Annotated in this window: 24 protein-coding genes; 7 read left to right on the forward strand and 17 right to left on the reverse strand. The window is 45.7% G+C overall.

Annotated features, from left to right (window positions below):
• Window positions 1-51: 51 nt before the first annotated feature.
• From ACQW03_RS08360 to ACQW03_RS08385, 6 genes are all read right to left on the reverse strand, one after another.
• Entirely contained in the window at window positions 52-1,731 is a 1,680-nt protein-coding gene (locus ACQW03_RS08360; RefSeq protein ID WP_441949226.1) for an ABC transporter substrate-binding protein, read from the reverse strand.
• Window positions 1,732-1,773: 42 nt separating this feature from the next.
• The gene (locus tag ACQW03_RS08365) at window positions 1,774-2,712 is read right to left on the reverse strand and encodes a carbohydrate ABC transporter permease (RefSeq protein WP_165178879.1); all 939 of its coding nucleotides are present in this window, start codon (window positions 2,710-2,712) and stop codon (window positions 1,774-1,776) included.
• A 14-nt stretch (window positions 2,713-2,726) separates the two neighbouring features.
• Entirely contained in the window at window positions 2,727-3,683 is a 957-nt protein-coding gene (locus tag ACQW03_RS08370; protein ID WP_441949229.1) for an ABC transporter permease, read from the reverse strand.
• Between the two features lie 87 nt (window positions 3,684-3,770).
• A complete protein-coding gene (locus ACQW03_RS08375; RefSeq protein ID WP_441949231.1) occupies window positions 3,771-5,321 on the reverse strand; it encodes a response regulator transcription factor in 1,551 nt (516 codons plus the stop codon).
• Window positions 5,314-7,098 carry a sensor histidine kinase gene (locus ACQW03_RS08380; RefSeq protein WP_441949234.1) on the reverse strand — a complete coding sequence of 595 codons (1,785 nt, stop codon included), beginning with the start codon at window positions 7,096-7,098 and terminating at the stop codon, window positions 5,314-5,316. Before ACQW03_RS08380 ends, ACQW03_RS08375 begins: the two co-directional genes overlap by 8 nt.
• 131 nt (window positions 7,099-7,229) lie before the next feature.
• Window positions 7,230-9,413, reverse strand: coding sequence for an alpha-galactosidase (locus ACQW03_RS08385; protein WP_441949236.1), 2,184 nt, complete (start codon window positions 9,411-9,413; stop codon window positions 7,230-7,232).
• Between the two features lie 239 nt (window positions 9,414-9,652).
• On the opposite strand from ACQW03_RS08385, the gene ACQW03_RS08390 reads away from it, so the two are divergent.
• Window positions 9,653-10,492, forward strand: a complete 840-nt coding sequence (locus ACQW03_RS08390) for an AraC family transcriptional regulator (RefSeq protein WP_441949238.1) — start codon at window positions 9,653-9,655, stop codon at window positions 10,490-10,492.
• 168 nt (window positions 10,493-10,660) lie between these two features.
• Here the strand turns inward: ACQW03_RS08390 and ACQW03_RS08395 are convergent, their stop codons facing one another.
• Genes ACQW03_RS08395 through ACQW03_RS08405 form a run of 3 tightly spaced genes read right to left on the reverse strand, consistent with a single transcriptional unit; the run spans window position 10,661 to window position 12,812 of the window.
• The gene (locus ACQW03_RS08395) at window positions 10,661-11,545 is read right to left on the reverse strand and encodes a MetQ/NlpA family ABC transporter substrate-binding protein (protein ID WP_025719774.1); all 885 of its coding nucleotides are present in this window, start codon (window positions 11,543-11,545) and stop codon (window positions 10,661-10,663) included.
• 29 nt (window positions 11,546-11,574) lie between these two features.
• Window positions 11,575-12,345, reverse strand: a complete 771-nt coding sequence (locus tag ACQW03_RS08400; protein WP_025719772.1) for an SDR family NAD(P)-dependent oxidoreductase — start codon at window positions 12,343-12,345, stop codon at window positions 11,575-11,577.
• 5 nt (window positions 12,346-12,350) lie between these two features.
• The gene (locus ACQW03_RS08405) at window positions 12,351-12,812 is read right to left on the reverse strand and encodes an S-ribosylhomocysteine lyase (protein ID WP_441949241.1); all 462 of its coding nucleotides are present in this window, start codon (window positions 12,810-12,812) and stop codon (window positions 12,351-12,353) included.
• A 278-nt stretch (window positions 12,813-13,090) separates the two neighbouring features.
• Between ACQW03_RS08405 and ACQW03_RS08410 the strand changes: the two genes are divergently transcribed.
• Window positions 13,091-13,894: a GTP pyrophosphokinase gene (locus ACQW03_RS08410; protein ID WP_441949243.1), complete on the forward strand. Its 804-nt coding sequence runs from the start codon at window positions 13,091-13,093 to the stop codon at window positions 13,892-13,894.
• A 159-nt stretch (window positions 13,895-14,053) separates the two neighbouring features.
• Here ACQW03_RS08410 and thrS read toward each other — a convergent pair whose 3' ends face one another.
• On the reverse strand, window positions 14,054-15,967 hold the full coding sequence (gene thrS, locus ACQW03_RS08415) for a threonine--tRNA ligase (RefSeq protein ID WP_220030678.1): 1,914 nt from the start codon (window positions 15,965-15,967) through the stop codon (window positions 14,054-14,056).
• Between the two features lie 548 nt (window positions 15,968-16,515).
• Between thrS and ACQW03_RS08420 the strand changes: the two genes are divergently transcribed.
• Entirely contained in the window at window positions 16,516-17,079 is a 564-nt protein-coding gene (locus ACQW03_RS08420; protein WP_441949246.1) for a TetR/AcrR family transcriptional regulator, read from the forward strand.
• Between the two features lie 12 nt (window positions 17,080-17,091).
• Window positions 17,092-17,520 carry a DUF3995 domain-containing protein gene (locus tag ACQW03_RS08425; protein ID WP_076293252.1) on the forward strand — a complete coding sequence of 143 codons (429 nt, stop codon included), beginning with the start codon at window positions 17,092-17,094 and terminating at the stop codon, window positions 17,518-17,520.
• Between the two features lie 17 nt (window positions 17,521-17,537).
• On the opposite strand, the gene ACQW03_RS08430 is transcribed toward ACQW03_RS08425, so the two are convergent.
• Window positions 17,538-18,761 carry an MFS transporter gene (locus ACQW03_RS08430; protein WP_076293253.1) on the reverse strand — a complete coding sequence of 408 codons (1,224 nt, stop codon included), beginning with the start codon at window positions 18,759-18,761 and terminating at the stop codon, window positions 17,538-17,540.
• 188 nt (window positions 18,762-18,949) lie between these two features.
• On the opposite strand from ACQW03_RS08430, the gene ACQW03_RS08435 reads away from it, so the two are divergent.
• On the forward strand, window positions 18,950-19,528 hold the full coding sequence (locus tag ACQW03_RS08435) for a TetR/AcrR family transcriptional regulator (RefSeq protein ID WP_220030677.1): 579 nt from the start codon (window positions 18,950-18,952) through the stop codon (window positions 19,526-19,528).
• 94 nt (window positions 19,529-19,622) lie between these two features.
• On the opposite strand, the gene ACQW03_RS08440 is transcribed toward ACQW03_RS08435, so the two are convergent.
• Window positions 19,623-20,048 (reverse strand): MarR family winged helix-turn-helix transcriptional regulator, encoded by a 426-nt coding sequence (locus ACQW03_RS08440; RefSeq protein WP_441949249.1) that lies wholly within the window; start codon window positions 20,046-20,048, stop codon window positions 19,623-19,625.
• 165 nt (window positions 20,049-20,213) lie between these two features.
• On the opposite strand from ACQW03_RS08440, the gene ACQW03_RS08445 reads away from it, so the two are divergent.
• Both ACQW03_RS08445 and ACQW03_RS08450 read left to right on the forward strand, forming a co-directional pair.
• A complete protein-coding gene (locus tag ACQW03_RS08445) occupies window positions 20,214-21,683 on the forward strand; it encodes an MFS transporter (RefSeq protein ID WP_441952345.1) in 1,470 nt (489 codons plus the stop codon).
• Window positions 21,684-21,818: 135 nt separating this feature from the next.
• Window positions 21,819-22,319, forward strand: a complete 501-nt coding sequence (locus ACQW03_RS08450; protein WP_023986803.1) for an NAD(+) diphosphatase — start codon at window positions 21,819-21,821, stop codon at window positions 22,317-22,319.
• Between the two features lie 167 nt (window positions 22,320-22,486).
• On the opposite strand, the gene ACQW03_RS08455 is transcribed toward ACQW03_RS08450, so the two are convergent.
• The 5 genes from ACQW03_RS08455 to ACQW03_RS08475 all read right to left on the reverse strand — a co-directional run bounded on the left by ACQW03_RS08455 (window position 22,487) and on the right by ACQW03_RS08475 (window position 26,630).
• Complete coding sequence (locus ACQW03_RS08455; protein ID WP_441949251.1) at window positions 22,487-23,563, reverse strand: Gfo/Idh/MocA family protein; 1,077 nt, start codon at window positions 23,561-23,563, stop codon at window positions 22,487-22,489.
• 227 nt (window positions 23,564-23,790) lie between these two features.
• Window positions 23,791-24,204: a DUF350 domain-containing protein gene (locus ACQW03_RS08460; RefSeq protein ID WP_071639389.1), complete on the reverse strand. Its 414-nt coding sequence runs from the start codon at window positions 24,202-24,204 to the stop codon at window positions 23,791-23,793.
• Window positions 24,205-24,314: 110 nt separating this feature from the next.
• Window positions 24,315-25,727 carry a glutathionylspermidine synthase family protein gene (locus ACQW03_RS08465; RefSeq protein ID WP_441952347.1) on the reverse strand — a complete coding sequence of 471 codons (1,413 nt, stop codon included), beginning with the start codon at window positions 25,725-25,727 and terminating at the stop codon, window positions 24,315-24,317.
• 7 nt (window positions 25,728-25,734) lie between these two features.
• Window positions 25,735-26,073 (reverse strand): hypothetical protein, encoded by a 339-nt coding sequence (locus tag ACQW03_RS08470; protein WP_043882043.1) that lies wholly within the window; start codon window positions 26,071-26,073, stop codon window positions 25,735-25,737.
• On the reverse strand, window positions 26,073-26,630 hold the full coding sequence (locus ACQW03_RS08475) for a hypothetical protein (protein WP_226887799.1): 558 nt from the start codon (window positions 26,628-26,630) through the stop codon (window positions 26,073-26,075). Before ACQW03_RS08475 ends, ACQW03_RS08470 begins: the two co-directional genes overlap by 1 nt.
• Between the last annotated feature and the right edge of the window lie 50 nt (window positions 26,631-26,680).

The following is a 26,680-nucleotide window of genomic DNA, read 5'->3' on the forward strand; positions in this document are numbered from 1 at the left end:
CTCCTCTCCAATTGGAAAGTGGAAACGGACCCGTTCTTTATGCAAAACGAATTAATTGGTGGACCATAGCTTAATCCGGTTTTGAATATGTTTGGTAAAGGATTGTTCCATTTCTTGTACTCCGGCTTTCTCCAGCTCTGCCATATAGGCATCCCAAACCTTATCGAAGTTTTCCGGCTTGGTCATGACAGCTTCCGGAATTCGTTTCCATGTAATATCCTTCATCTTGGCTCCGAGAATAACAGCCGGATCGTCATTGGGGAGAGACATCGTGTAGGCTGCTCCGTATGCTCTCGGTTGAAATTCTTCTTCTTTTGGGAATAGATCTTTCCAATGATCAATCTTATAGGCCTTTAGGACTTCCTTCTCCGACTTGTTGTAAGTTGCTGTCAGCAGTTCCGGATAACTACGAGTAAAATAGTTGCCTGTTGAATCCTTGATGCCATCACCATAATGGACCGACAAGTTCCAATATAGACCGATTCCAGATTCTTTTTGGAAAGCTGCATTGTCATTGTTCATCCGTTCCAGTACAGCCGGAATAATCTTACGTTTGCCGTCTTTAACCGTGTAATGCTTTCCTTCAATTCCCCAGTTATTCAGGACTTGCCCCTCTTCCGATACCAGAAAGTCGAGGAACTGGATAGCACGTACCGGGTCCTTGCATTTGCTAGAGATCGAGATTCCATATCCCCCATCAAAACCAGGAAGCCAGAAGTTGGTATCCTTATATTCCTTGCTCATGGTGACTGGATAATGACCGTACGTTTGGTCAAATTTGCCCTCCGCTTTCAGCGCATTTTGTCCGTCGCCATAGTCCCACTCTGGATCGGCCAAGCCTAGTACACGTCCTGAAGCTATCTTCGCCTTAAACTGGTCTGTCTTCTGTACAAAGCTTTCTGGGTCCAGCAATCCAATGGAGTTCATGTGATTCAACCAGCGGAAATATTCCTTTTCTTCCGGTCGGCGGAAATGATAAGTCGCTTGGTGTGTTTTTTGATCAATGTAGTATTCGCCGTCGTCTGGTCCCCCGGTCGTTTGAAATCCTGAGTTTGTTACCTGGTACATATGCCAATCGTCGGCATTAAGGGACAATCCGATATTTTTATTGCCATTTTCGTCCGTCGGATGCTTGGTGATATAGTCCTTAATGACTTTTTCAAAATCCTGTACCGTACGAATGTCCGGGTAACCCGCTTCCTTGACGACACGATGCTGGAGTTTAAATCCTACGTCGGGTTTAATTTTTTTCTCCTCGACAGCGGACCAGGTCGGAATCACATAGATCGATGGGTCGTCCAAACTGTACTTTGTCCGAACAAGCTTGTCACCCAGCATTTTTTTGATGTTCGGTGCGTGCTTGTCGATCAAATCCGTCAAATCAATGATTGCGCCAGCATCGACAAGTTTGCCGACATCCGCCTTAGCAGCGATCAAATCAGGATAGTTTCCTGTGGCTGCAATCAACGAAATCTTTTGGACGGGGTCTCCGACAGCGAATTCAGCATCTAGAGTTACTCCGGTTTTTTCAGCGATGACCTTACCGACTTGATCCTTCATGCTATTCCAATTTGTGCTGGAGTCTTCCGAAAAATAAGTAAGTGTGATGTCTCCTGTTGTTACGGCCTTGGTAGCCTCAGATGCTTTATTACCGCCGCACCCTGCAAGAGTCGCGACTAAAGTTAATGACATTACGAAAGATACGACCATTCTATGTTTTCTTGGCTTCATGGAGCTAAACCTCCCTGTATAATGAATGTTTGCTGCTTCGTTTTAGCTCTTTACCGCTCCAAGCGTCATACCTTTAACAAAATATTTTTGTAGAAAAGGATAGACGATAAGAATCGGCACGGTAACAATGATGGTGATTGCCATTTTAACGGATTCCGGTGAAACCTGTGCCATACGCTCCGCCATATTGGCAGCGTCTTGGGAATTGGTTGCGCTTGTTGTCGTACTTTGCAGAATTTTCATCAATTCATATTGCAGGGTCGTCAACGATTCGTTGGACCCATTAAACAGGTAAGTATCGAACCAAGAGTTCCATTGCCCAACTGCCAAGAAGAGCGCTACGGTCGCTAATGCCGGTTTGCAAAGAGGAAGAATAACGCGCCAGTAGATCGTGAAATCGTTGGCACCATCCAGCTTGGCTGATTCCTGTAACGCATAAGGCAGACCGTCAATGAAGGAACGAATAATGAAGACATTAAACGCACTTACAAGACCTGGTAAAATATAGACGGCAAATGTATCAATTAAATGCAATTCCTTCATCAGGATAAAACCTGGAATCAACCCTCCAGAAACATACATGGTGACGGCCAGAAAGATTGAGATGAACCTTCTAGCTTGAAAATCACTTCGTGCAAGCGTATAGGCAAGCATCGAGCCGCTGACCAAGCCCGCTACGGTGCCAATGACGGTTCGTAGAAAGGAGATCTTGAATCCAGTGATTAACCCCTCATAGGTGAAAATCAAGTCGTAATTCTTCAACGTAAATTGCCTTGGCCAGATGGTGATCCCACCTCTAATGGTGTCTACCGAATCGTTAAAAGAGATAGCTAGCACATTTAAGAACGGGTAGATCGTCAGAACGGTGACCACAATCATGAAAACATAAACAACTATCCCCAGGATTCGGTCTTGTGGTGATTTCGCCTGAAGCTTGTTGTTTAATCCGCCGACCGGCGTAGTGCTTTTGACAGCCTCCATGTCCATTCTCCTCCTTACATAATGCTCTCGTTGGTATAGCGCTTAAAGATTCCATTAGCCGCAAACAATAGGATCAGGCTTATCACCGAATTAAAAATATTAATGGCCGTTCCGAAAGAGTAACGTCCCATTGCCAGACCATAATTAAGCGCATATAAATCAAGTACTTCAGAGTAATCAATGACCAGGTGATTGCCCAGCAGAAATTGTTTCTCGAATCCTGTACCGAGCAGATGACCAATAGACATAATTAGGAGAATGATAATAGTCGGCCGGATCCCCGGCAGCGTGATATGCCACATTTGCTGTAATCGGCTAGCGCCGTCCACCCGCGCAGCCTCGTATAATTCAGGACCAATACCGGCGATGGCAGCCAGATAAATAATGGCGTTCCACCCCGTTTCCTTCCAGATGTCTCCGAAAGTTACAACCCACCAAAATAATTTACCTTGGGCCATAAACTGGACTGGCTGATCGATGATGCCTAGACCCATGAGCATATCGTTTACGACACCGCCATCCGCTGAAAGCATTTTGGTGACAATGCCTGCAGCAACCACCCATGAAACAAAGTGCGGCAGATAAGATACGGTCTGAACAAATCGTTTTATCACTTGTATGCGGACCTCGTTGAGCAATAGAGCAAAGACAACGGGTACAATAAAACCAGCGACCAGTCCCATAAGGCTCATAGCCAGCGTGTTCCGCAGTACTTGGTAGAAATGATCATCTTGGAACAAAGTACGAAAATGCTCCAAGCCCACCCACTTCTGTTCAAAAAAACTCAAACCAGGTCTGTATTTCTGAAATGCCATTGTCCAGCCCCATAGCGGCAAATACTGAAAGATGAAGACCCAGATCACAAACGGAATGGACATATAATAAAGATACCTTTGGCTTTTAAATACCTTCCAAGCATTCCGCTTCGGTTTTTTGTATGCGTTTTCCGAATTTTCTGTTACCGCTTTCATTTTTTTTCATCCCCTCTCTTAAATCCATCATAAAACAGAGGAGAGTCAGAACCCATACAACGGATTTCGGGAAAAATCATCCACAAATTATGGATTTCTATATTCCGACGGTGAACAGCCTTCGTACCTTTTGAACTTGCTGTAAAAGTAGTTAACACTTGTATAGCCGACGCTTTCAGCGACTTCGTAAACTTTCATTCCCTGGTCCAGCAACTCCTTTGCCTTGTGGATACGGACTTTGTCCAGATAGGTGTTAAAGTACTCCCCAGTCTTGTTCTTGAATAGCTGGCCCAAATAGGCAGTACTATAGTTTAGTAGTCCAGCCAGCGTTTCCAGCTTCAGGTTGTCTGTATAATGACTGTGAATGAAGTCGATCATTTTTTTGAATTCCTGCTCCTTTCCACGAGGTTCGGAGTCTTTCGCCAAAGCTAGCAGGAAACGGTAGGTCTCTTCCAAAAGATCATGTAAATGATCATGCTGGTATATCCCATTCAAAAAACGGGAAACTTCCTCCGTCTCTTTCAACTCGATACAGAAACCCGCGGTCAGCTTATGAATGACTGCATTGGACATAAAAAAGAACGACTCTTTGATCGACTTCTCATCTTGCCCCTGTTGGATAAAAAATCCAGCCGCCTCGTTCAATAATGGCAGTATTGCGGTTTGGTTTCCTACTTCCAGACTGTAATACAGGCGGAAGATGAATTCCTCCATCGTTTCCTCAGCTTTATCAGCAGATAATCGGGGGGAATCCAGCGCAGGAGAAAAGAAAGGATACGGACCTAGCAGTCGGTTCTTCTCACTGAAAAAGGATTGTTTTACCCCTTCCTGGGCCTTTAAAAAAGATTTACAAATATCTTCAGGAGCAGATACTGCCCCTCCGGTTGCAGCGACGAACCTAACATTATCCGCAGCATTACGAATCTCATTGTGCAGAATTTCACGCCGTTCTCTTCCGCGCAACGGGGCGTTGAGCAACAGGACTGTATACGGTGGGATTACTGTGACAAGCCCCATCATCTGCCCCTCGATCTTTGCCTTTAATCCATTCGAAAGCTGGTATGCGACATCAGAACGGTCCACTTCAGAAACACGCGGGTAGACGACCACGACTTCGTAGTTGCTCCACAACAAATCCGCTTCTATTGCCTTACTTCTCAACTTGGCCGTATCTTCAGTTCTCTCTTGAGGGACGAGCAGGCTATGCAGGTATAAATCCCGATTTATAACCTCTCTCTTACGCCACTCCCCTTGAAGACGCTCCTCTTCGATCCGCTCGCGTATCCGTTTTAAACTGGACGACATTTCATCAATGTCGACCGGTTTAACGAGATAGCCGAATACCCCGTATTTGATCGCTTGTTTGGCATATTCAAAGTCGGCATATCCACTGAGGATCATAAAGTGCAAATGATGACCGTTGGATCTCAAGTGCTCAATCAACTGTAGGCCATCCATAACCGGCATGCGGATATCGACGATTACGACATCAGGGGCTTTTTCCTCGATGACTTCCAGTGCTTCTTTTCCATTGGCTGCCGTAGCTGTAACGATAAATCCGAGGCTTTCCCATGGGATCAGCGTTTGAAGCCCTTGACGAAGCTTCGGCTCATCGTCAACGATGACTACCTTAATCATTTGGTTCACCCCCAGGTATGAAAAACTGAATACAAGTGCCTTTCCCAGGCACGCTCTCAATATGTAAAGCACTTGAGGTCCCATACAGTAAGACTAGACGATCATTTACGTTTCGTAGTCCAATTCGCTGGACCTCCTGTTCATGTACGGATGCAGCAAGCTCTGCTTGTACTAGGGCGAGACGATCGGCCGTGAAACCAGCGCCGTTGTCACATACCATAACTCGAACCCCCTCCAGGATTTCCTTAACTTTCACTTCAATGACAGCTCCTTCTGCTTGATTATCCAGACCATGTACAATAGAATTTTCCACCAATGGTTGGATAATCAGAGGTGGAACCAACATTTCCTCCAAATTTGGATCAACGGTTAAGCGATACTCCAAACGGTCTTCATACCGAAACTTTTGAAGATCGAGATAGCAGCACACTTGCTCAAGCTCTTTACGCAGTGGAATCTTGTCGTTACCAGCCTCCAGACTGCTGCGCAACAACGCGCTCAACTGCCAGACTGCTTTAGCGATATCGTCCTGTTGGCGAATGTGGGCCTCCATTCTGATAGACTCCAAAGAATTGAAGAGAAAATGCGGATTGATCTGGCTTGCCAGCATTTTGAACTTGATCTCGTTTTGTCTTCGCTCCACGAGTCTTTTCTGGCGATTCGTCTCTTGGACCTCCTGAACCAAATCGTTCACGCTACTGACGAGCGCGTTAAATTCCCTCGATAATAGACCCACTTCATCTTTCCCATCGATATGGAGATAGGTTTCCCATGAGCCCGCCCCTACTTGGGTCATATGCTTGCTCAAGCAGAGAAGCCTTCTGGATAATAGCGAAGCAGAAGCATAGATAAGTAAGGCTGCAAATATCAGACTGGCCGTGATCACGACTCCGCCGAGCCATATCACTTGATAAGCATCTCGGGTAATTTCAGAAACGGAAAAAACAGAAATAATGCGAAGTCCATTCCAGCTGTTCTGTGGAGTTAGATTTGCGATCACCACTTTCGATGCTTTTCCGTTAATGAGTGTGTTGTAACTTCCTTCCTGTTGGAAAAGTATATTTTCGTCGGCATGAATTTCAGAAAGATTCTTCCCAAACAACTCTGCTTCATTGGACGCGACAATCTGATTCCGGTTATCCACGATTAAGGTAGGGAACGATTCCTGATTCAGGATTGAATTTAATTGGCGCTGGTTAACATTTATGACCAGAACCCCTTTTCTTCCTGGTGAATTCACTGAGAATGATCGAATCAGGCTGAGATAATCGGCATCGTACCTCTCATCCTTAATTAAATTCCAGCCAGCCAAGCCTTTCTGCTCTATAGCCTCCTGGTACCAATCTGCGGTTGTGATCGTATCGTCAGGCTGGATAAATTCCCAATTGTTAAGCGCTCCTGGATTAGCTACATAGACACGGATGCCGGATATCTCTTTGTACAACTGGAGGTAGTCACGAATATCCGTATACCCCCGGTATGCCTGAATGACTTCAAGATAGCTGTTATACTTTTGGCTGGCCACCATCTTCATCCGGTTGTTATTGGTTAGCCGATACGAGATGTCCAGCGGCACTTTAATCAGTTCTCCTGTACGATTTCGGACCCTTTCAACATTGTTGGATGCTTGCATAAAGGCGTTCTTAATGACAATCTCTCGAAGCTTCCCAGTCAGAAACAGACCGCATAACAGCAAGGGAAGAACGGCTACTGAAATGAATGTAAGCGTCATTTTCTTCCTCAGTTTCATGTCATTCATCATTCGTATAAAAAACATGGCTTGCCCCTCCCCGATCAGTACGGCTGCTGCGCGCAAAATGCCCCTTTTATACAAAAAGGGGCATGCATAACTCAATCGATTGTTTTTTATCTTTTGCCAATTGTACTGTTGTACTGATCCTTTAAGCCTTAAGCCTTGTTGGACCTTAATGCCCGAAGCCTGAACCATCCACTTTCATAGTCTTTCTGTCTGTAGAGAAGAGGGAGGCCCAACTTCATAAGCCGATCCCCCCCATGGATAGACTTTTGCCCGCTATTTCCTGACTTAACTTCATATTCGAGCTCTGGATTTAGTCCGTCAAGGCGCAGGGCTCGCCAAGGCGCGTTCGGAACAGCCATCACTTGGAAATAGTAGACGATGGCATCCTCTTGGTCCTCAGAAACAAACATCCAAGCCGATTCGTTATCTTCAAACGGGCTCTTTAGACGATACAAGTCACCTTTCTGAACTAAGCCACGTATCTGCTTATATACTGCGATTTGGCGTTTGACCGTCTCTTTTTCCTCATCGGTGAATTTCGTGAGATCAAGCTCATATCCAAAATTTCCGGACATGGCCACATCGCCTCGAAAATCAAGGGGTGTTATGCGTCCAACTTGATGGTTCGGAACTGCTGACACATGCGCTCCGGTGGCGCTTACAGGATAGACAAGGCTAGTTCCATATTGAATCTTCAGGCGTTCCACCGCATCGGTATTATCACTAGTCCAGACTTGAGGCATGTAGTAAAGCATGCCTGGGTCAAAACGTCCTCCGCCACTTGAACAGCTCTCGAAAAGAATATGCGGAAATTCGGTGGTGACGCGCTCCAGCAGCTCATACAATCCAAGAACATAGCGATGGGCAGTCTCAGATTGGCGCTCCGGCGGTAGAGCTGCGGAACCGATTTCCGTCAGACAGCGGTTCATATCCCATTTCACGTAAGAAACCGGCACGCTGGAGAAAATGGCAGCAAGTGAATCGTAGATGAAATCGCGCACTTCCTTGCGAGTATAGTCCAGCACTAGCTGCCATCTGGCTTCGCTGCGCCTGCGTCCCGGAACGTGGAGACACCAGTCCGGATGCTCCCGGTACAACTCGCTGTCTGGAGAGATCATTTCCGGCTCGAACCAGAGCCCGAATTTAAGACCCAACTGGTTGATACGTTTCGCGACATCCGCAAGTCCGTCCGGCAGCTTCCGACGATCCTCGTACCAATCGCCAAGAGACGAATTGTCGGAATCTCGTTTTCCGAACCAACCGTCATCTAAGACAAATAGTTCGATGCCTAGCTCAGCCCCCTCTTTCGCTATCGATACCAACTTATCTGCATTGAAGTCAAAATAGGTAGCTTCCCAGTTATTGACCAGAATAGGGCGTTCTTCGTCCCGATATTTCCCTCGGCAAAGTCGGGTCCGATACAAGCGATGATATGTACGCGACATTTCTCCCAGCCCTTGACCAGAGTAGACCATAACGGCTTCTGGCGTTTGGAAGCTCTCACCTGGGCTCAGTAACCACGAAAAATCAAAGGAGTTCACGCCGATGTTAAACCGTGTTGAGCCAAATGAATCCATTTCCGCTCCCGCCTCAAAGCCCCCGCTGTACACGAGGCTAAAGCCGAATACCTCGCCATAGCATTCCGTTGTCTCGCGAGTGACCAATGCAGTAAAAGGGTTGAGTTGATGGCTGCTCATGCCCCTTTTACTATCAATTCGGGTTTCACCTTGAAGAATCGGTTTGCGGGTAATATTCCCCTCCCGAGCCCATGCTCCCGAAAGATACATGAACTCCAAATCGCTTTTACCCGAAAAATCGACACTGGCACTTAGTGCACGAAGGAGCCTAAGATTCTTTTCCCCCGCATTAGTCAAACGAGCCGAACGAGCGATTACGTTTCGATCCGCGAAGACGGTGTAAAGAAGAACAACTTTAAGACCTGAAAAGTCATCTTTTAGCTCCAGTTCCAACGTATCCGCTTCGTCTTCATTCTCGGTATATACGGCCGGAAGCCCGGTTAATGATGGCTTTCCCTTAATGATCCGGTAACCATTGTACTTTAACTCTGTGATACGAGTTCCATCTTCAAGTTCTACTTGATACGCCGGGTTACGGAAGTCCCCACTCCCATACTGCGGGTACTCTTGCGGTAGCCGATCCAATCCAGCCGTCGCAGAAGTGTGAAGCCATAGATCGGTCATTGATTCGCGGTGCTTCAGCCTATCTCCCCAATATACATGCACAGGAAATCCATCCACAATCTGAATAATATAACTCATGCCCGACGACTGTAGATGAAACAGCCCCGTTTGCTCTTGAACAATGATACCCATTGGAAAAACAACCCCTCCCTCTAGATCATACCCCTCGGAAATCCGCACCTAAAAAAGGACATAGAAGAACCTTTTTGTAACACCACCAACTAAGTTCACATGGTGTAAAGCTTGATAAGCTCCTCATTAGTCGCAATAGGTTCTACAGAAATGATATATTAATTTTAGATATGAAGTACATGGCATGGTACTCACTATTTATGTTATAATGCTTGATAATTTACATAAGGAGATTTAGCGTGATAGAATATTTGCCACGTAGTAAACAGCACTCTGAATTGTATCTAACTCAGTTTGGCATGGAGGAATGCATACCGGGGCACTTTTTTGGACCTGCGATAAGAGATCACTATCTGCTCCATTATATTTTGGACGGAGAAGGTACCTTCGAGGTCGGTGGATTCAGTTATCGCTTGCGGAAAGGACAGTGGTTTCTAATCTGTCCCCAGATCGTCACTTATTATCAAGCCGATGTAGTAAATCCTTGGTCTTATTGCTGGTTTGGTTTTAACGGGGCATTGGCAGAAACACTCCTCAAGCAAGCAGGTCTAACGATGACGCGTCCAATTCTCGACTTTGAAGGAGACCATTTGATTTATCAGTATTTACAGCTCATGAACGAATCAAGTGGATGCCATAAAGCTCGGGAAACCAGACTGACCGGTCTGCTATGCCTAATGTTATCGGAGCTTATAGAGTTCGGTCCGGTAACACCTCCTGAACAAAAGGAAAGCCGGGCGGAAATTTACGTTGAAAAAGTGAAGGATTTTATCGAAATGAATTATGCTCAGAAAATTACTATTGAGCACATTGCAAATTTTATTGGACTCAATCGAAGCTATTTATGTTCGTTATTCAAACAACAAGTGAACACAAGCATTCAGGATTATTTGGTTCGCTATAGGATCAACAAAGCATGTGAAATGATGGGAAACGCCGAACTTTCGATAGGTGATATTTCCCGTTCAGTCGGCTATAACGACCCTTTACTCTTCTCGAAAATTTTTAAAAAGGTAAAGGGATTCTCCCCCAAACATTATCGAACTGATACCCATGCTCAAACTCGAGCCGACTACTAAAAATACAATCGCTGACTTATTTGGAGGATGGGGCAACATCAACTCAACGTTTGTCACCTATTCGGCGTGGACTCCAAGAGCAGAGATGACGTTCTACCCGACTACTGGTAAGAGGCCTCTTACACGAACAAAAAAGATCAGCCAGAAAAACTGGCTGATCTCATAAGTTTATTTTGTTGTAGTTTGTCCTTCCAAATAAGAAACCGGCTCTTTAACCTCTACTTTGGTACCGCCAAATTCATCTTTAATGTATTTTTGAGTATCCTCGTTATGATAGAGATCCGCTAACTTTTGCAGCCCTTTGTCATTCGCCTTATCAGATGAAGTAACCAGGACGTTAATATTATTTTTGGTTGCCTGACTGATTTCCTCATGGAACAAGGAATCTTTCAGTACATTCAGACCCCCTTCTAAAGCAATCGTATTCCCAATCAGCACCAAGCCTACATCTTGAATCACTCGTGGTCCTGTTTTGTCATCAATTAGTTCAAATTTCAGGTTTTTAGGATTGCTAGTAATATCATTGACTGTACCCAAGGCATCATTAAAGTCAGCCTTAAGCTTAATCAAACCGGAGGCTTCCAATAACTTTAAACCTCTTGCTGTATTGGCCGGGTTATCTGCCAAAGCTACCAGAGCCCCGTCTGTCACTTCATCGATGCTTTTGAATTTTTGCGAATAAATCCCCATAGGCTCCAGGTAAGTTGTGGCTATAGCCTTCAAATCGGCTTTGCTCTCTTTGTTATAGCTAACCAGGTACGCCCATGATTGGAATGCATTCACGTCTACTTCGCCTTCTTTGGTCGCATTGTTCGTTTCGATTCCACCGTTAATTTCTTTCACTTCAATGTCCAGCTTGGCATCCTTGGCGGCCTGGGACTGGGCAATATGCTTCCATATCTGGGCGTCAGAGCCCATGGAGCCGATGACTACTTTTTGCGTTTCCGAACCGGAAGCGGCGCTGGAGCCATTACTGTCTGAACTTTTATTACCGCATCCTGCAGCAACTAATAATAAACTAATCCCTAATAGTAAAACGAACGATTTCCTCATGTTGTTTTCCCCCAGATCATGCTAGTATGCTAGTGCATCGTCATTCCACCTGTAACATTAATCGCTTGTCCTGTCATATATGCAGAGAGTGGACTTGCCAGAAATAGCACCACATTGGCGACATCCTCCACCTCAGCCGTTCTCCCCAAAGGTACCTGCGAACAATCTTCTTCGTATATTTCTTGAGCGGTCATTCCGCGAATGACGCCCCCTTCAATCCGTTCACGATGCTTCATCGGCGTTTCTACAATGCCAGGGCAGACCGCATTTACCAAAATATTTTGCCGGGCAAGCTCAATGGCCATTACCTTGGTCAAGCCGAGAACCGCATGTTTGGAAGCACAATATCCGCCCATGGCCCGATATCCATTTTTTCCTGCCTGCGAAGCAATTTGAATAATTCGTCCTGATTTACGAGCGGCCACCATTTCTTTGGCAAAACGTTTGGACGTTACATATAATCCGGTTGAATTGATCGAAAATACTTTCTCCCAATCAGCTAACTCACTATCAATGACATAATCCATCGTAGAAGTACCCGCGCAGTTCACCAATATATCAGGAACTCCCGCTTCGCTGATTAGTAGATCGCACCATCTTTCGATATCATCCGGTTTGGATATGTCCAATTGAGTTTCAACCAACTGTGGATTGACCACTCTATACGGCTCTTCATAAGAAATATCAGCAGAAATCACTTTAGCTCCGCTTTGAATGAAAAGCTCTACAATTCCCTTGCCTATGCCTGACTTGCCGCCTGTCACTACCGCTGTCTGATGAGATAGGTCAATCGAAATCATAGATTTTAAAATACTCTTTCGAAAGGATCGCGGCTAATACCCGCCTCTAATACAATCTTCACATATTCCTGCGCTGAAAAAAGAGAGTGGTCCTTGTAGTTCCCGCATTCCAAAACAGTAACAGCCGGAACCTCTGTCGTTTCCAGAATTCTCTTCAGGGTTTTTTCCAAAGCGAGTGCAATTTCCTCAGGCTCATGTTCATTCCACAAAATCAAGTAGAACCCCGTTCTGCATCCCATAGGAGAGATATCAATAATTCCTTTGATTTCATCTCTCAGGTACGTCGCTAATAAGTGCTCCAGCGTATGTACAGCTGCTGTCGGAAGTGCGTCTTCATTAGGTTGTAAAAATCTTAAGTCATACTTTTGTACTGTGCTTCCTTTTTCATCATGCTCTACTCCCGCTGCTCTTACATAAGGAGCCTTTACAATCGTGTGATCTAATTGAAAACTTTCTACTTTTGCCATTTTTCTTTTCCTCTTTTCTGTAATTTATATTTTAAATCTAATGATGGATACTCTACATTTGTGATTTTTTTAAGGAAGAATTAAATGCTCCAAATCAGCATTTTTGTAATTATACATCGGATTACTCGGTTTTACCACCATAATTCTTGTCGTATTTCTTTTTTCTTTGACCGTCGCTCCTTTGCCTGTAGGTTTTGACATAGTGTACAATGTATACGATAATGCTTTTTTACGAAAAAGATCGAGGACATCATAAGCCTCATTTAGGAGAATGCTCTGTGAATGAACCGGATTGGAAGCACCTGAATGCTGTCCCATTACCCTTGCAGGAATTTCAGCTACAGCTGGATCAAAACAGTGTTAACGCCAAGCAACTAGAGGAGTGGAGAAAGATTCCCGTCCTTTATCAACTGGCTCTGGAGGAATTAAAGAATAAAATCAAGCTAATCCAGACGGAATGGAAGCTGTTAGACGGTTTTAGCCCGATAGAGCATATTAAAACCCGGATCAAAGAGCCCCACAGCATCGTGGAAAAGGTTCGGCGCAAAGGGCATGAAGTCACCTTAGACAATATATTGCGTGAAATTCATGATATCGCCGGAATGCGCGTGGTATGCGCTTTTGTGAAAGATATTTATCGTCTGATGGATCATCTTCACACACGGGAAGACATTCGTATCCTGGAGGTCAAGGACTATATAGCCCATCCTAAGCCCAACGGCTATCAGAGCCTACATGTCATTGTGGAAATTCCACTGATCCTGTTTGAGGGCACACGCTGGATCAAGGTTGAAATTCAATTGCGCACATTGGCTATGGATTTCTGGGCCAGTATGGAGCATATTTTGTACTATAAGTTTGATAAGAAAGTGCCTGAACATGTCGTTAATGGATTGACCGAAGCCGCACGTGCAACCTACGAGCTGGATCAGAAAATGCTGAAGTTGCGCGGCGAAATTTTATCGCTTAGCGAGGAACAGGATGCGGAAGAATCTCCGGCGAAACAATCCGAAGAGTCGTCCTTGAAGACACTCTCCCTCCCTGCAGATCATCACGCCACTTCACGGCCACAAACCTGCTAAGTTTTTGTGCACAAGATAACTTAAGAATTCAGTCGAGGCTGCAAAAACTATGGTTCAGTCTTACGATGGATTCTTATGTATTGGGTATAAATAAAGAGCCATCAAAACCACATTCATCATGGTTTTGATGGCTCTTTTACACATTTTTTCGATCAAATATTACTGCTTCTCGCGAATTTCTGTGCTGATTTTCTCTACGATGTCCGCAATGCTGAGCGATCCCAGATCGCCTTCACCGCGTTTACGAACCGCTACAGTACCGGTTGTTTTTTCATTTTCCCCGATAACGAACATATATGGAACCTTCTCCAATTGCGCCTCGCGGATTTTATAACCAAGCTTCTCATTGCGAGTATCCACTTCGACGCGCAGACCTGCTTTCAGCAACGCATCCTGTATCTCATTGGCAGTCTCGATATAGTTCTCGGATACTGGCAACAGCTTCGCATGAACAGGAGCCAACCACAATGGGAATGCACCTGTAAAATGCTCAGTCAGGATGCCCATGAAGCGGTCAATCGAACCGTAGATGGCACGGTGAATAACGACTGGACGGTGCTTCTGGTTGTCCTCGCCCACATAAGTGAGGTCGAATTTTTCAGGCATTTGGAAGTCCAATTGGATCGTTCCGCACTGCCAGCTACGTTTGAGCGCATCGAGAATGTGGAAGTCAATTTTCGGACCGTAAAATGCTCCATCTCCCGCATTAATACGGTAGTTGATGCCCAGGTGATCCAGCACGTTTTGCAGAGCTTGTTCCGCTTGATCCCACAGCACCGGCTCGCCCATAAAGTCATCTGGACGTGTGGACAATTCCACTGTGAAGTCAAAGCCAAACACACTATACATTTCGTTAATCAGCTTAATTACGTCTGTAATTTCTTGTTCAATCTGACCTGGTGTAACGAAAATGTGCGCATCATCCTGACAGAATGTACGAACACGCATCATACCGTTCAACGCGCCGGACAGTTCATGGCGATGCACTTGTCCAAATTCGGCTATACGAATTGGCAGATCGCGGTAGGAGTGAAGCTCATTTTTAAACACAAGCATATGCCCTGGGCAGTTCATCGGTTTCAGAGCAAATGTAGTTTCATCCACTTCGGAGAAGTACATGTTTTCCTTGTAATGCTCGTAGTGTCCCGATTGTTCCCACAGACGATTGTTCATCATCAGCGGTGTACGTACTTCTTCATAGCCATGCAGACGTTGAATGTCACGGGAGTAATCTTCCAATGCAGTGCGGACAACCATACCTTTAGGCAGGTAGAACGGCATGCCCGGTGCTTCTTCGGAGAACATGAACAGTTCCAACTCTTTACCCAGCTTGCGATGGTCGCGTTTTTTCGCTTCTTCCAGCAAATGCAGGTGCTCATCCAGTTGTGCTTTTTTCGGGAATGCTGTTCCGTAGATACGTTGCAGCATCTTGTTGTTGGAATCGCCTCTCCAGTATGCGCCCGCTACACTCAACAGTTTAAAAGCTTTGATGCGGCCAGTAGATGGCAAATGCGGGCCACGACACAGGTCAAAAAATTCGCCTTGATCATAGATTGTAATTTCCGCTTCTTCCGGCAAATCACGAATCAGTTCCAGCTTCAGCGGATCTTCCAACTCTCCAAAAATACGAGTAGCTTCCTCGCGGCTGACCACACGACGTGTGATCGGCAGATTTTCCTGTGCGATCTTCGTCATTTCCTTCTCAATCTTGGCCAAGTCGTCAACGGACAATGGGTTTTCGATATCAATGTCATAGTAGAAGCCGCTGTCGATGACCGGACCGATACCCAGCTTCACGTTTTTCTCACCGTAAATGCGTTTGAGCGCCTGAGCGAGCAAATGCGCTGTACTGTGGCGGTAAATTTCCAGACCGTCTGCACCGTCCAGCGTAATGATTTCAAGGTCAACGTTCTGATCCAAAACGGTGTTCAGATCTACAGCCTTCCCGTTCACTTTACCTGCTACTGCGTTCTTTTTCAGCCCGGAGCTGATCGCCCCCGCCACGTCGGCAATTGTTACGCCCTGCTCGTACTCGCGTACGGCTCCATCCGGCAATTTCACTTGAATACTCACGATTAAAGCCTCCATTCAAATTGTGTGCTATATCAAAATTGAACGCAAAAAAACGCCTCTCTCCCTCAAGGGACGAGTGCGTTCAGCTCGTGGTTCCACCCTAGTTCGGCCCGCTCCTGTGCGTACATTCATGTTCATCGGAACATGCTTCATGCACGACATGCGTGACCCTCCATTGGTATCCGTTAACGGGGATAAAGCGGTAGGCGCTTACTGATGTTACTGCCAGATTGCACAGCTACATGTTCAACGTCACGGCTACAAAGGGGTAACTTCACATGCGGTTGCCGGAAAAGCTCTCAGCCTCGTCTTTTCTCTCTGAACGGCCCTTCAAGGAAATCATGTCTTTGGTCAATGCCTTGAATATCACTATATGCTACAGCATTATAGATCAAATTCGCAGGTATTTCAAGTGGGCGATTATGTAATTTCATGCCTCCTATGCATCAGCTAGCTAAGGGAGCTCATGTGCCCATATTTACACAGCTCTAAAAACACTATAATATACACTTATCTAGACGATACCGTACAGAAAGGGAGAAGGAAAAATGCCTAAAATTATTGTCACAGAAGAACAATGGATTCAGAAAGGAATCGAGCGTTTTGAACAGGGTGGAATTGATCAACTTGTTGTTGAGAAAATGGCCGTTTCTTTAGGGTGCAGTAAGAGCAGTTTTTATTGGTATTTTAACAATCGCAGCAGCTACATTAGACAGATTGTGGAGACATGGAAGGAACAGACGACACAACAGGTTATTGCAGCGTCCATCATCCATGCTGCCATAGATGAGCGGATCAGAGAGTTGTTAACCCAGATGTTCGGGAAAACGAAACGAGAAGATTTTCTGTTTTATCTGCGAAAACTGTCATTGAAGGATGATAGTTACCATTCCCTGCTCAATGAAGTCGAACAGATGAGAATGGAGTTTATGAAAGAGCTTTTAATACAGAAGGGAATGCAACCAGAGAAAGCCTTTCAGAGATCATGGATGCTGTACCATTACTACTTAGGTTGGTATGAGCGTCACAAGCAAGAGACATTAAGTGACGAAGCCATTCAGCAACATATTCACATGGTTTGGACAGAGTGGATTTCGAATGAATTCAATTAAGGAGGATGCCACATGTTGGAGTTACTTACATGGGTAGTTGGCGGAATTCTATGGGTACTGAGCGGCATGCATCTATATTGGGTATTCGGCGGACAAAAAGGTGCAAAGGCAGCGATCCCAAGCACGGGAACGGCTTTGCTCTTTGAGCCCTCCAAGATAGGGACATCAGTTGTAGCTATTCTACTAGCTTTAGCCGCTTGGTTCGTTTTAGAACTAGGTGGAGTTACACAATCCCTGTTTTTCAATTCCTTTCATTCCTACGGTGCAGGTTTGTTATCGTGCATATTTATTTTACGTTCTATAGGAGATTTCAAATGGGTGGGATTCTTCAAGAGAAAAAAAGGAACTGTTTTTGCAAAATGGGACACTGTGCTCTACTCGCCCCTTTGTTTTCTCTTGGGAACAGCCATTTTAATGATTATGCTTTTGCGTACGGCATAGGTTAAAGCTGACCTCTATCAGGTGGTTTGTTTCTTTCGCACATCTCCACTCGTTTCTTTCTCAGTGAAAAAGTACAGCAAAGCCAGCACAGGCAGGACGACTCCAATCAGAGCACTGAAATTCCAGCCACCTAACGCATAAGACCAACCGCCTAATGATGATCCAATCGCTCCGCCTATGAAAAAGATAGACATGAATAATCCGTTCAAACGCCCTCTCGCTTCACTTCCCAAGGAGTAAATAACGCGTTGTCCAAGTACAAGGTTTCCCGATACAGCCATATCCAGTGTAATCGCTGAAATAAAGAGAAGTACGAGCGCAACGGTCGAATGACTTTGAAAAAGATAGATGAGCAAAAAAGACAAGGCTGCAATGATCATAGCTAGCCCGGTTAGTACTTTGCTCCAGCCTTTATCAGCCAATCTGCCGGCAATCGGAGCAGCTACTGCACCGCCTACGCCTACCAAAGCAAACAATGCAATCCCTTGTTGAGACATTCCGAAATCATCCGCCAATCGTAAAGGAACAACAGTCCAAAATAGGCTGAAAGCTCCAAATAGGCAGGCTTGATACAGGGCACGGCGACGCAATGCAGGCGTTTGTTTTAAAAGAGTGCCTAACGAGAAAATCAATTTACTGTAAGATACCGTAGGCACAGGCTTGCGCTCTGGAAGAGCTCGCGAGAGCAGAATCGTCAACAGAGTCAAGACAATGGCTGACAAAATAAATACGGCTTGCCATCCCCAGATGCTGGTGATAAAGCTTGCTACTGGCCGTGCGAACATAATGCCTAGCAAGAGTCCACTCATGACATTCCCAACAACGCGACCGCGCTGCTCTTCGGATGCTAAATAGGTGGCGTACGGCACCAGTATTTGGGCTACCACAGATCCAATTCCAATGAATAAGGATGCGGTCAGGAACAACGGGGCATTGGTGGCAAAAGCGGCAACAACCAAGGCACAGACTGTGATGATTAGCGATATGACCATGAGCCGTCGATTTTCAATAATGTCGCTGAGCGGTACGATAAATAGCAATCCCACCACATAACCGATTTGAGTCAAGGTGACAATGAAGCCCGCTGCTGTAGAAGAAAGACCCATAGCAACGTGAATAGGTCCTACAAGGGTTTGAGCATAGTACAGGTTGGCAACAATAAGGCCGCATGCGGCTGCCAACAAAAACATCATCCAATTTGAGATACGGTTACTTTCTAAGGCTTGTTGTTCTCTTTGCATGATAATCCTCCTCAATAATTTAAATACTAAACGTATAGTTCGCTAATTCGATAATCAAATAATATACTGAACGTTTCGTTTTGTAAATAGGCAAAATCAACTTTTTATTTTCACATAATATTTGATATACTGAACGTATAGTTTATTTTTCGTGTTTACTTATATCTGTTAAGAAGGTGAGCATTCCAGTGCAGAGCAAAAGAGGACGTCCACGTAATGTCGAGACGCAAAAATCTATCCTTAACGCTTCCTATGATCTACTATTGGAGCAAGGCTTTGGGGCGGTGACGGTAGAAAAAATTGCTGAGCGAGCGAAAGTTAGCAAAGCCACCATTTATAAATGGTGGCCTAACAAAGCTGCCGTAGTGATGGATGGCTTCCTGTCAGCCACCATAGCAAGATTGCCCGTGCCCGACACGGGTTGTGTATTAGATGACATTCTCATTCATGCCACGAATTTAGTGCGGTTCTTAATAAGTCGAGAGGGTAAAATCATTACGGAGTTAATAGGCGAAGGGCAACTTGATTCAGGATTGGCAGAGGCATACCGGACCCGATATTTCCACCCTCGGCGACTTGAAGCTAGGTTTCTTATTGAGCGCGGAATGGAGCGTGGTGAATTGAGGGAAAATCTCGATATTGAATTATGTATCGATCTCATTTATGGGCCGGTTTTTTATCGATTGCTGGTAACCGGTTATCCATTAGACGATTCCTATGTGCGACAATTAGTCATAAATGCGTTCAAAGGAATTGGCTTGGACTAAATGGCATGGCATCAAGCAGTTCTCACAGAGTATCCTCTGTGAGGGCTGCTTTTTCTTTTACCTGCCACGATCCTCTGGCTAACTCCTAATTTGTTTATTCGTCAGGGTCTATACTAATTTTTTGCAGTAAATCGATAAGAAGGTCCTCTTCCTCTTCGGATAGATTGTGGACAAGGCTGACATTGGACTCGTCCAATATTCCTTGTAGGACGGGGAAAAATTCTAGCGCCTTGGCCGTAGGAGACAAAAGATGGGAACGGCGGTCATTTGGGTCTGTTTTCCGTTCAATGTAGCCTGATTCCTCCAATTGTTTCACAGAACGTGCCGTGGTTGCTTTGTCAAATTTAAGTTCATTCGTCAACTGCTCTTGTGTAATGCCCGGCTGCTGCAAAATGAGCTTTAAAAAGCTGTGTTGTCCTCCACTGCCGATTCCGTAAGGAGTCAGTTTTTTGGACAATATTTTTTGATTACGACGGTACAGGTGGGAAATTAGCTTTCCAATCGGTTGTTTTTTTCTCATCAAATACACCTCATTGGTTTAAAAATGACACATCCCCAGTTGGGACCAAAGCAAAGTTTACAATAATATTGTTGCACACGCAACTAATTTGTTGTACACTAGAACCGTTCATTTAGTTGCGAACGCAACTAAATAGTAATTGTCAACGATGAAGAGGTGTTAATGATGAGTTCAACTGCTACAACTGCTGCAACCTATCAAGAGAATATTGAAATTCAGAAGAAACGTTGGCTGATTTTAATTGTTTTGAATCTGTTTACATTTATGTCCACATTGGATGGAAGCATCGTCAATATCGCTCTTCCTGTGTTGTCTCGCACATTACATTTACCCGTGGCACAGATTGAATGGGTGACAACCGCCTATTTAATGGCGATATGTACCGCTATTTTATTTTTTGGCAAGCTTGGAGATATCGTCGGTAAAATCAAAATATTCAAAATCGGCACAATCGTATTCATTCTTGGCTCCCTATTGTGCGGTCTTAGCTCTTCGCTCTCCATGCTGCTGATTTCGCGCATTATTCAGGCGTTTGGAGCGTCCATGACCATGGCGAACAGCCAGGGGATCGTGACAGATATCTTCCCGTCCAATGAACGGGGCAAAGCACTTGGCCTCATTGGAACCTTCGTTTCTCTGGGCAGTATCGCCGGGCCAAGTTTGGGCGGTATTATTGTCTCGTCGCTGGGCTGGCAGTACATTTTCTGGGTCAATGTACCGGTAGGGCTGGTCGCTGTCTTTCTTGGCTGGAAGCTTCTGCCGAAGGATTTGATCAAGGTGAAAGATAAAATTGACGTTCCCGGTAGCTTCGTGTTTGCTATTTTTATTCTCACTTTGTTCGTCGGATTGTTGCTGGGACAGCAGGTCGGGTATGGAGACAAACGTATTGTTGCTTCGCTGGTGGTGGCTGTAGTTGCTTTTGCCATGTTCATTAGGTTGGAACTTCGCCGTCCTGGGCCGCTGTTACAGCTCGCGCTATTCAAAAATCCGTTATTTTCGCTCAGTATTTTGTGTGCTTTTCTGGTGTTCGTCGCTAACTTTTGCTTTAACATCATTTCGCCTTTCTATGCGCAGAATATGCTGAACTTGTCGCCTTTTCATGCCGGGTTCCTGCTGATGCTGCTCCCCATCTCGATGGTTATTGTGGCCCCTCTCAGCGGTGCGCTTTCCGACAAAATCGGATCTGAACTGCTTACATTCGCCGGGCTGGTCGTTATGGTTATTGCCCAGATTGGATTGGCCCAACTGCATGCAGGCAGCTCCATCCCGCTTGTGGGTCTGTGGATTGCCATGCTGGGCATTGGCAGTGGTTTATTCCAATCGCCGAACAACTCGCTGATTATGTCCACGGTACCCCGCACACAGCTCGGCTCAGCCGGGAGTGTCAATTCGCTGGTTCGCAACGTCGGTATGGTTGTGGGGATCACTTTGGCCACATCCATCCTCTTTTATATTATGAGTAAAGAGGCTGGTTATCGGGTCACCGGCTTGGTCCCGGGTCATCCAGAAATTTTTCTGGCAGGCATGCATGTAGTCTTTATGACGTCCGCGTCCATCTGTCTTGTGGCGGCATTGTTAACAGGCTGGCGGCTGATTGGGGCTAGACGGGCAAAAACGCAGCAAGAAAAGGGATAAAGACCAAGAGAAGAAATAAAGCGTCCGTAGACAGAACAGTGATCGTAGAATTAAGATGATGAGTATTGCAGTACAAACACGGCATTAAAAGCAACATTTACAATTTTAAAAATGTGATACAAGGGTGGCGCTTACATGAAATATTGCTATGAATGCGGAACGAAATTGATGGTGAAGGAGTGTGAAGGCGAAGGCCCTATCCCCTTTTGTCATACATGCCAAGTCTTTCGTTTCCCGATATTCAGCACTGCGATCAGTACCGCTGTATTGAATAGTCAGAGAGATAAGGTGCTGCTCATACAGCAGTACAATATTCAGGGCTTCATTTTATTGGCAGGTTATGTGAGCAAGGGTGAATCCGCCGAGCAGACATTGGTGCGTGAAGTTAAGGAAGAAGTAGGATTACAAGTCGATGAGTATCAATATATGCGCAGTGAGTATTTTGAACGAAGCAATACACTGATGCTGAATTTTGTATCCATTGTGAATGACGACCAGTTGGATGTTCTTAGTACGGAGGTAGATCAAGCACGTTGGTTTACACTGGAGGAAGCCAAGCAAGCTATTTTGAAAAACAGCTTAGCTGAATCCTTCTTGCTGACCATTATTGAAAAGATTGAGGCAGGCTTATTTTGAAGTGATATAAGCGTGGCGATGCGAAATTGATGAAAAAGATGTCTTTACAGATATATTGAATTGCTAAACCGCAAGATGGCTGCTCTTTCCAAGAAACCCTCTTGCGGGTCACAGCATGTATATCCTCTTTGTCATTGCTGGAATTTCAGCGACTCCCCTCACATCCCCTACATTTCTACTAAACGTCCATTCTCTTTCCATGATTGCAGTATTTTCTCAAGTACCCACTGGTTTTTGTAGCCGTCCTCGAATAAGGGAGCACGATCTACAGGCTTTCCCCTTGCCAGCTCAACAAAATCTTCATAGGCCGTATGATTATAGATTACAGGGACAGCCCAAGTCTCGTATTCGGCACCCGGGTGTTCCAAGTCACGCAGCACGATGCGGATACTTTCCGGGTTATTGAGGCTGGCGTGCAGCGTACCAAGTTCTCCATAGATATCGACTTCAATATCGTGTCGTATGCCGATGGCATTTTTATGAGTGATAAAGGTTCCCACGGTATTATCGCCTACGATGCCATGAAAGGCAGCGAGATCTTCCACATCCACTTTTACAGGCAGACCCGTGATCGGATCGAACCGCTCGGGTGTAATGGTATGTAGCAGCGCTGCGACACTTTTAAATTCACCCACCAAAAAGCGGGCCAGATCAATGATATGTGAGGCTGTATCCCCCACTACTCCAGAACCAGCCTTGGCTAAATTGTGACGCCATGTATACGGATGCTGACGATATGGCGCAAATGCATCCATTAGATAACGAAATTGAATGTTATAGATTTTGCCCAGCTTTTGCTCATCCAGCAGTTGCTTGGTATATTGGAAGGCCGCGCCGTAGCGATGCTTATAGTGAACCAGCAAAGGCACCGGATTCGCTGTATATAGCTTTTTCAACTGATCCGCTTCTTCCCATGTGAGAGTCAATGGTTTTTCTGCCAGTACAGCTTTGTGTTCTTCCAGCGCAATACGAATAATGTCAAAATGCACATCATTGGGTGTCAGCGACAGAATCGCATCTACCTCTGAGTCACGGATTAATGCTTCATAATGGGCGTACCGCTTGGAAGCAGGCAGTTGCAATTGTTCTCCGATGGCTTGAAGGCGATTGGGATTCACATCACTAACGGCCACAATAGATACCCCCGAGATGGTGTGCAGTGATCTCATGTGATATTCAGCGATAAGACCCAGGCCAATGATACCCATCCGAATTTGTTTGGTTGGGGAGGTGGAGGTACTCATATGTTCAGAATTCCCTTCTCTTCAATTTGATTTGAACTCTGTAGTAAATTCCTTTTTGCTATGCAGTATCACCCGTTGCTTTGTAGAATAGTCCCCACAGGAAGTGATCGTCGCAACCTTCAATTCAACAAGCTGATGCCGGGCAGTGAATACAATGTCCATAAAAAAAGGATCTGCAGCTCCGTTGTCCGGTGTTGCAGATCCCTGGTATTCCTTCTCTATATCGACTACATCAAAAATGTACCTACCACAAAAGACACCCCGACGATGATCGAGCGCAGCAGCTGTGCCAGAGCCACATTGCCTTTGGCAATTTCCTCGCACACCTTGGTACGCGGCGTCACCAGATCAAAAATCACATAGACCAGACACAGCACTACAATGCCCACAGCCGACCAGGTCAGCATATCTAGCCATGAATGACTGCTGTACGACACCATCCCCACGATGATACACAGACCTAGCAGCTTTGCACCCATATAGATGCCTGCCGCCTCATTGCCGCGTGCGATTTCTTGATTATCGTTATAACGTGTCAGCAAGCTGAACACAAAATAACCTACGATTAAGATGGCAAACAGGATAAGCAGACCGATACCCACATTGCCCAATGCGTTGCCCAAACTGATATGAGAGTCCAATTTTCTTCCTCCTTAGGATACTTCAGGATTTTGCAAAATCCTCACTTGTGAAAATAACAGATATGTTCGAATGTTGTACATTTTTTAATTCAGCTTATATAACAGGCGGATTAGGAGGGTACGGTGGCAACGGCGGCGGCGCAATAATAGGCCATATCACCTGTTACCTTTTCACCGATTCGCGGCAGGACACCCGCAAAACGCCCCCCGATCACGAATATGCCTGTCAGCACATAGCCGTGAAATAGCCCTTCCTCGGTCTGTACCTCTGCGCTTTGCATGGGCCATAGCTGCTGATAAATCTTAGGCTGTCCCTCGTAATAAGCGGCAATATGTGCGGCTTCCTCCTGCTCAGGCGTTCGTGGACCATCAGCTTGGTGAAGCAGATCAGGGTTGTCAGTCTGCGCAGGTTCAACTTCTCCCAAAGCACCTTTCAGCATCTCTTCGGATTGAGGATGTTCAATCAAGTGCGTCCCTTTACCCTCCCGACCCCATATACCTTTGGCCACATAAGGCTCTTTATTTTGCATAAACACCGAGGGTTCAAAATACGTAGGCAGCAGGTAGGTTCGTATCACCTCCATCTCGCGATCGTCAAACAAGCGAAAACCGCAGAACTCTGGTGTCTGCTCATTGCGCTCATATAGCGACCACACGGTTGCGGTGAACCCTTTGCTCTGGGTAATGATATGCTGCGGCGGGTTGATTAATCCTATTTTCCCGTCTGCCACCATATCCATTAGCGCCTGCCCCACCTCAAGCCCCGTATCCTCCTCCCGGTCATCAATTAGATATTCCAGCGGATACAGGCGATAGAGAATGTGGATCTGCTCTCCCCGGTGATACAATCCTTCATTCGGGATAATCTCCAGTTCTTCCAAAGGCGCATAAACCACTTCAAACCCGGCTTGTTTACATAAATGCATGATATATTTGGTGTTCGTCTGATCCTCGATGTGCCAGTCATAGCAAGTGAAATACACCTTTGTTCCTAATCCCTTATTGCTATAAAAATGAATGAACTCTGTCAAGGCAGACTGAATCGCCTCGTCCATTCCAGATGAGGGTCCATGTAATGCATTGTCATCTTCCGACATTCCATCCCTACTCAGCACCTCCAGCAGCTTTCCTTCGAGATAAGCCACCTCGGGAATCCCGGTTGGGGTATCGGTGTTATTCTCTATGCACTTGATACCCGCTTCCCCCACAATCCAGTCCTGGCGGGTTATCCCATCCGGCTCGGCCTCCATTCGTGCAGCACGCAACAAGCCCGGATGAATTCCCAACCGTTCCACCAGGTATTCATCCGGCATATAGCGCTGGACGAATTGCTGAACCTTGCGATAAATACGATGTACGGCCTCAGAAGCAGTCTCAAGCTCTGCCAGCTCGCTTTCCCGATATACCGTTAAGGCCGGCACGCAATAGGATTTACCATACATGCGATGATACGGAATTCTACGGCTGATTTCACCCTTAAAAAGCTCATTATGTTCATAAGGCAATTGCCGAATCGTGCGCATGCTCATCTTAACCCCCAGAGAAAAAGCCACTGCGTGAACCGCTGCTGCCAAAACCGCTGTGTGAGCTGGAAGATGAGGATGAACTTTTTCGGTAAGAACTGGAAGAAGAACGGCTGCTATGGTAGGAGGAGCCCCCACTATAATAAGTCGATCCGCCATAGTAATACCCACTGCTGCCTGAATCCCGACACGCTGTTTGTTCCGATACAGGAAGCTCATCGCAGTCATAATACTCGTCGTTACCGCAACCCGTCAGAGCAGCCGGGACAGCCAACATCAGGGCAAAGGCCGCCATCCGTGTACGAGAGCCGGGCTTGGATTTCATTTTTTCCCAAGAATGCTCCATCACAGATCGACCTCCTTCACAAACAGATGTACCTTTTTCAGCTGAGGGTCCAGTACCGAATATATAAATTCATATGTTTTGCCACCCAGTACTGTATAGTGATCTAATAACCGTTGGGCCAACTCCAAGGTAAATACCGAGCCTTCCCGCTGATCCATACTACGGAATGCAGGTTCATGCCATATCCAGTACATTGCACTGAATGTGGAAGTGTAACCTCCCTCACTGGCAAGCACGAGGTCTGTGATGGAGGCACCGTAAGGCTTTGCACGTTCCCCTGTAAATTCAGTCACATAGACGGAATGATCCGTATGTTCCTCACTTTCATTCGAGATATGCGACCATAGTTTGTCATGGAGACGCGTAGCGTCTACAAGCTTGCGTAGAAACAGCTCATCTCCCGATACGGATTCCCGTGTCAGGCTGCGCAGTTCCTTTTGAGTGTCTTCCGACCATTCGCGATACGTTAATGAATAATAAATGATGATTCCCTTCCCTTCCTGTACGCTTCTGTCATGAGGTTTGCAACAAATCAAAGCGCTTCTGTCGTCGTTCACTATACGAGATTCTACCTTGAAAAGGTTCAATTTGGAAGAAAAACACGACA

It is taken from the genome of Paenibacillus sp. DRB1-1 (assembly GCF_052119485.1).
Lineage (GTDB): Bacteria > Bacillota > Bacilli > Paenibacillales > Paenibacillaceae > Paenibacillus > Paenibacillus polymyxa_B.

Coding starts and splice junctions, on each gene's coding strand:
- ACQW03_RS08360 (WP_441949226.1), bottom strand. CDS start 1,731: ATGAAGCCAAGAAAACATAGAATGGTCGTATCTTTCGTAATGTCATTA.
- ACQW03_RS08365 (WP_165178879.1), bottom strand. CDS start 2,712: ATGGAGGCTGTCAAAAGCACTACGCCGGTCGGCGGATTAAACAACAAG.
- ACQW03_RS08370 (WP_441949229.1), bottom strand. CDS start 3,683: ATGAAAGCGGTAACAGAAAATTCGGAAAACGCATACAAAAAACCGAAG.
- ACQW03_RS08375 (WP_441949231.1), bottom strand. CDS start 5,321: ATGATTAAGGTAGTCATCGTTGACGATGAGCCGAAGCTTCGTCAAGGG.
- ACQW03_RS08380 (WP_441949234.1), bottom strand. CDS start 7,098: ATGTTTTTTATACGAATGATGAATGACATGAAACTGAGGAAGAAAATG.
- ACQW03_RS08385 (WP_441949236.1), bottom strand. CDS start 9,413: ATGGGTATCATTGTTCAAGAGCAAACGGGGCTGTTTCATCTACAGTCG.
- ACQW03_RS08395 (WP_025719774.1), bottom strand. CDS start 11,545: ATGAGGAAATCGTTCGTTTTACTATTAGGGATTAGTTTATTATTAGTT.
- ACQW03_RS08400 (WP_025719772.1), bottom strand. CDS start 12,345: ATGATTTCGATTGACCTATCTCATCAGACAGCGGTAGTGACAGGCGGC.
- ACQW03_RS08405 (WP_441949241.1), bottom strand. CDS start 12,812: ATGGCAAAAGTAGAAAGTTTTCAATTAGATCACACGATTGTAAAGGCT.
- ACQW03_RS08420 (WP_441949246.1), top strand. CDS start 16,516: ATGCCTAAAATTATTGTCACAGAAGAACAATGGATTCAGAAAGGAATC.
- ACQW03_RS08425 (WP_076293252.1), top strand. CDS start 17,092: ATGTTGGAGTTACTTACATGGGTAGTTGGCGGAATTCTATGGGTACTG.
- ACQW03_RS08430 (WP_076293253.1), bottom strand. CDS start 18,761: ATGCAAAGAGAACAACAAGCCTTAGAAAGTAACCGTATCTCAAATTGG.
- ACQW03_RS08440 (WP_441949249.1), bottom strand. CDS start 20,048: ATGAGAAAAAAACAACCGATTGGAAAGCTAATTTCCCACCTGTACCGT.
- ACQW03_RS08445 (WP_441952345.1), top strand. CDS start 20,214: ATGAGTTCAACTGCTACAACTGCTGCAACCTATCAAGAGAATATTGAA.
- ACQW03_RS08450 (WP_023986803.1), top strand. CDS start 21,819: ATGAAATATTGCTATGAATGCGGAACGAAATTGATGGTGAAGGAGTGT.
- ACQW03_RS08455 (WP_441949251.1), bottom strand. CDS start 23,563: ATGAGTACCTCCACCTCCCCAACCAAACAAATTCGGATGGGTATCATT.
- ACQW03_RS08465 (WP_441952347.1), bottom strand. CDS start 25,727: ATGCGCACGATTCGGCAATTGCCTTATGAACATAATGAGCTTTTTAAG.
- ACQW03_RS08470 (WP_043882043.1), bottom strand. CDS start 26,073: ATGGAGCATTCTTGGGAAAAAATGAAATCCAAGCCCGGCTCTCGTACA.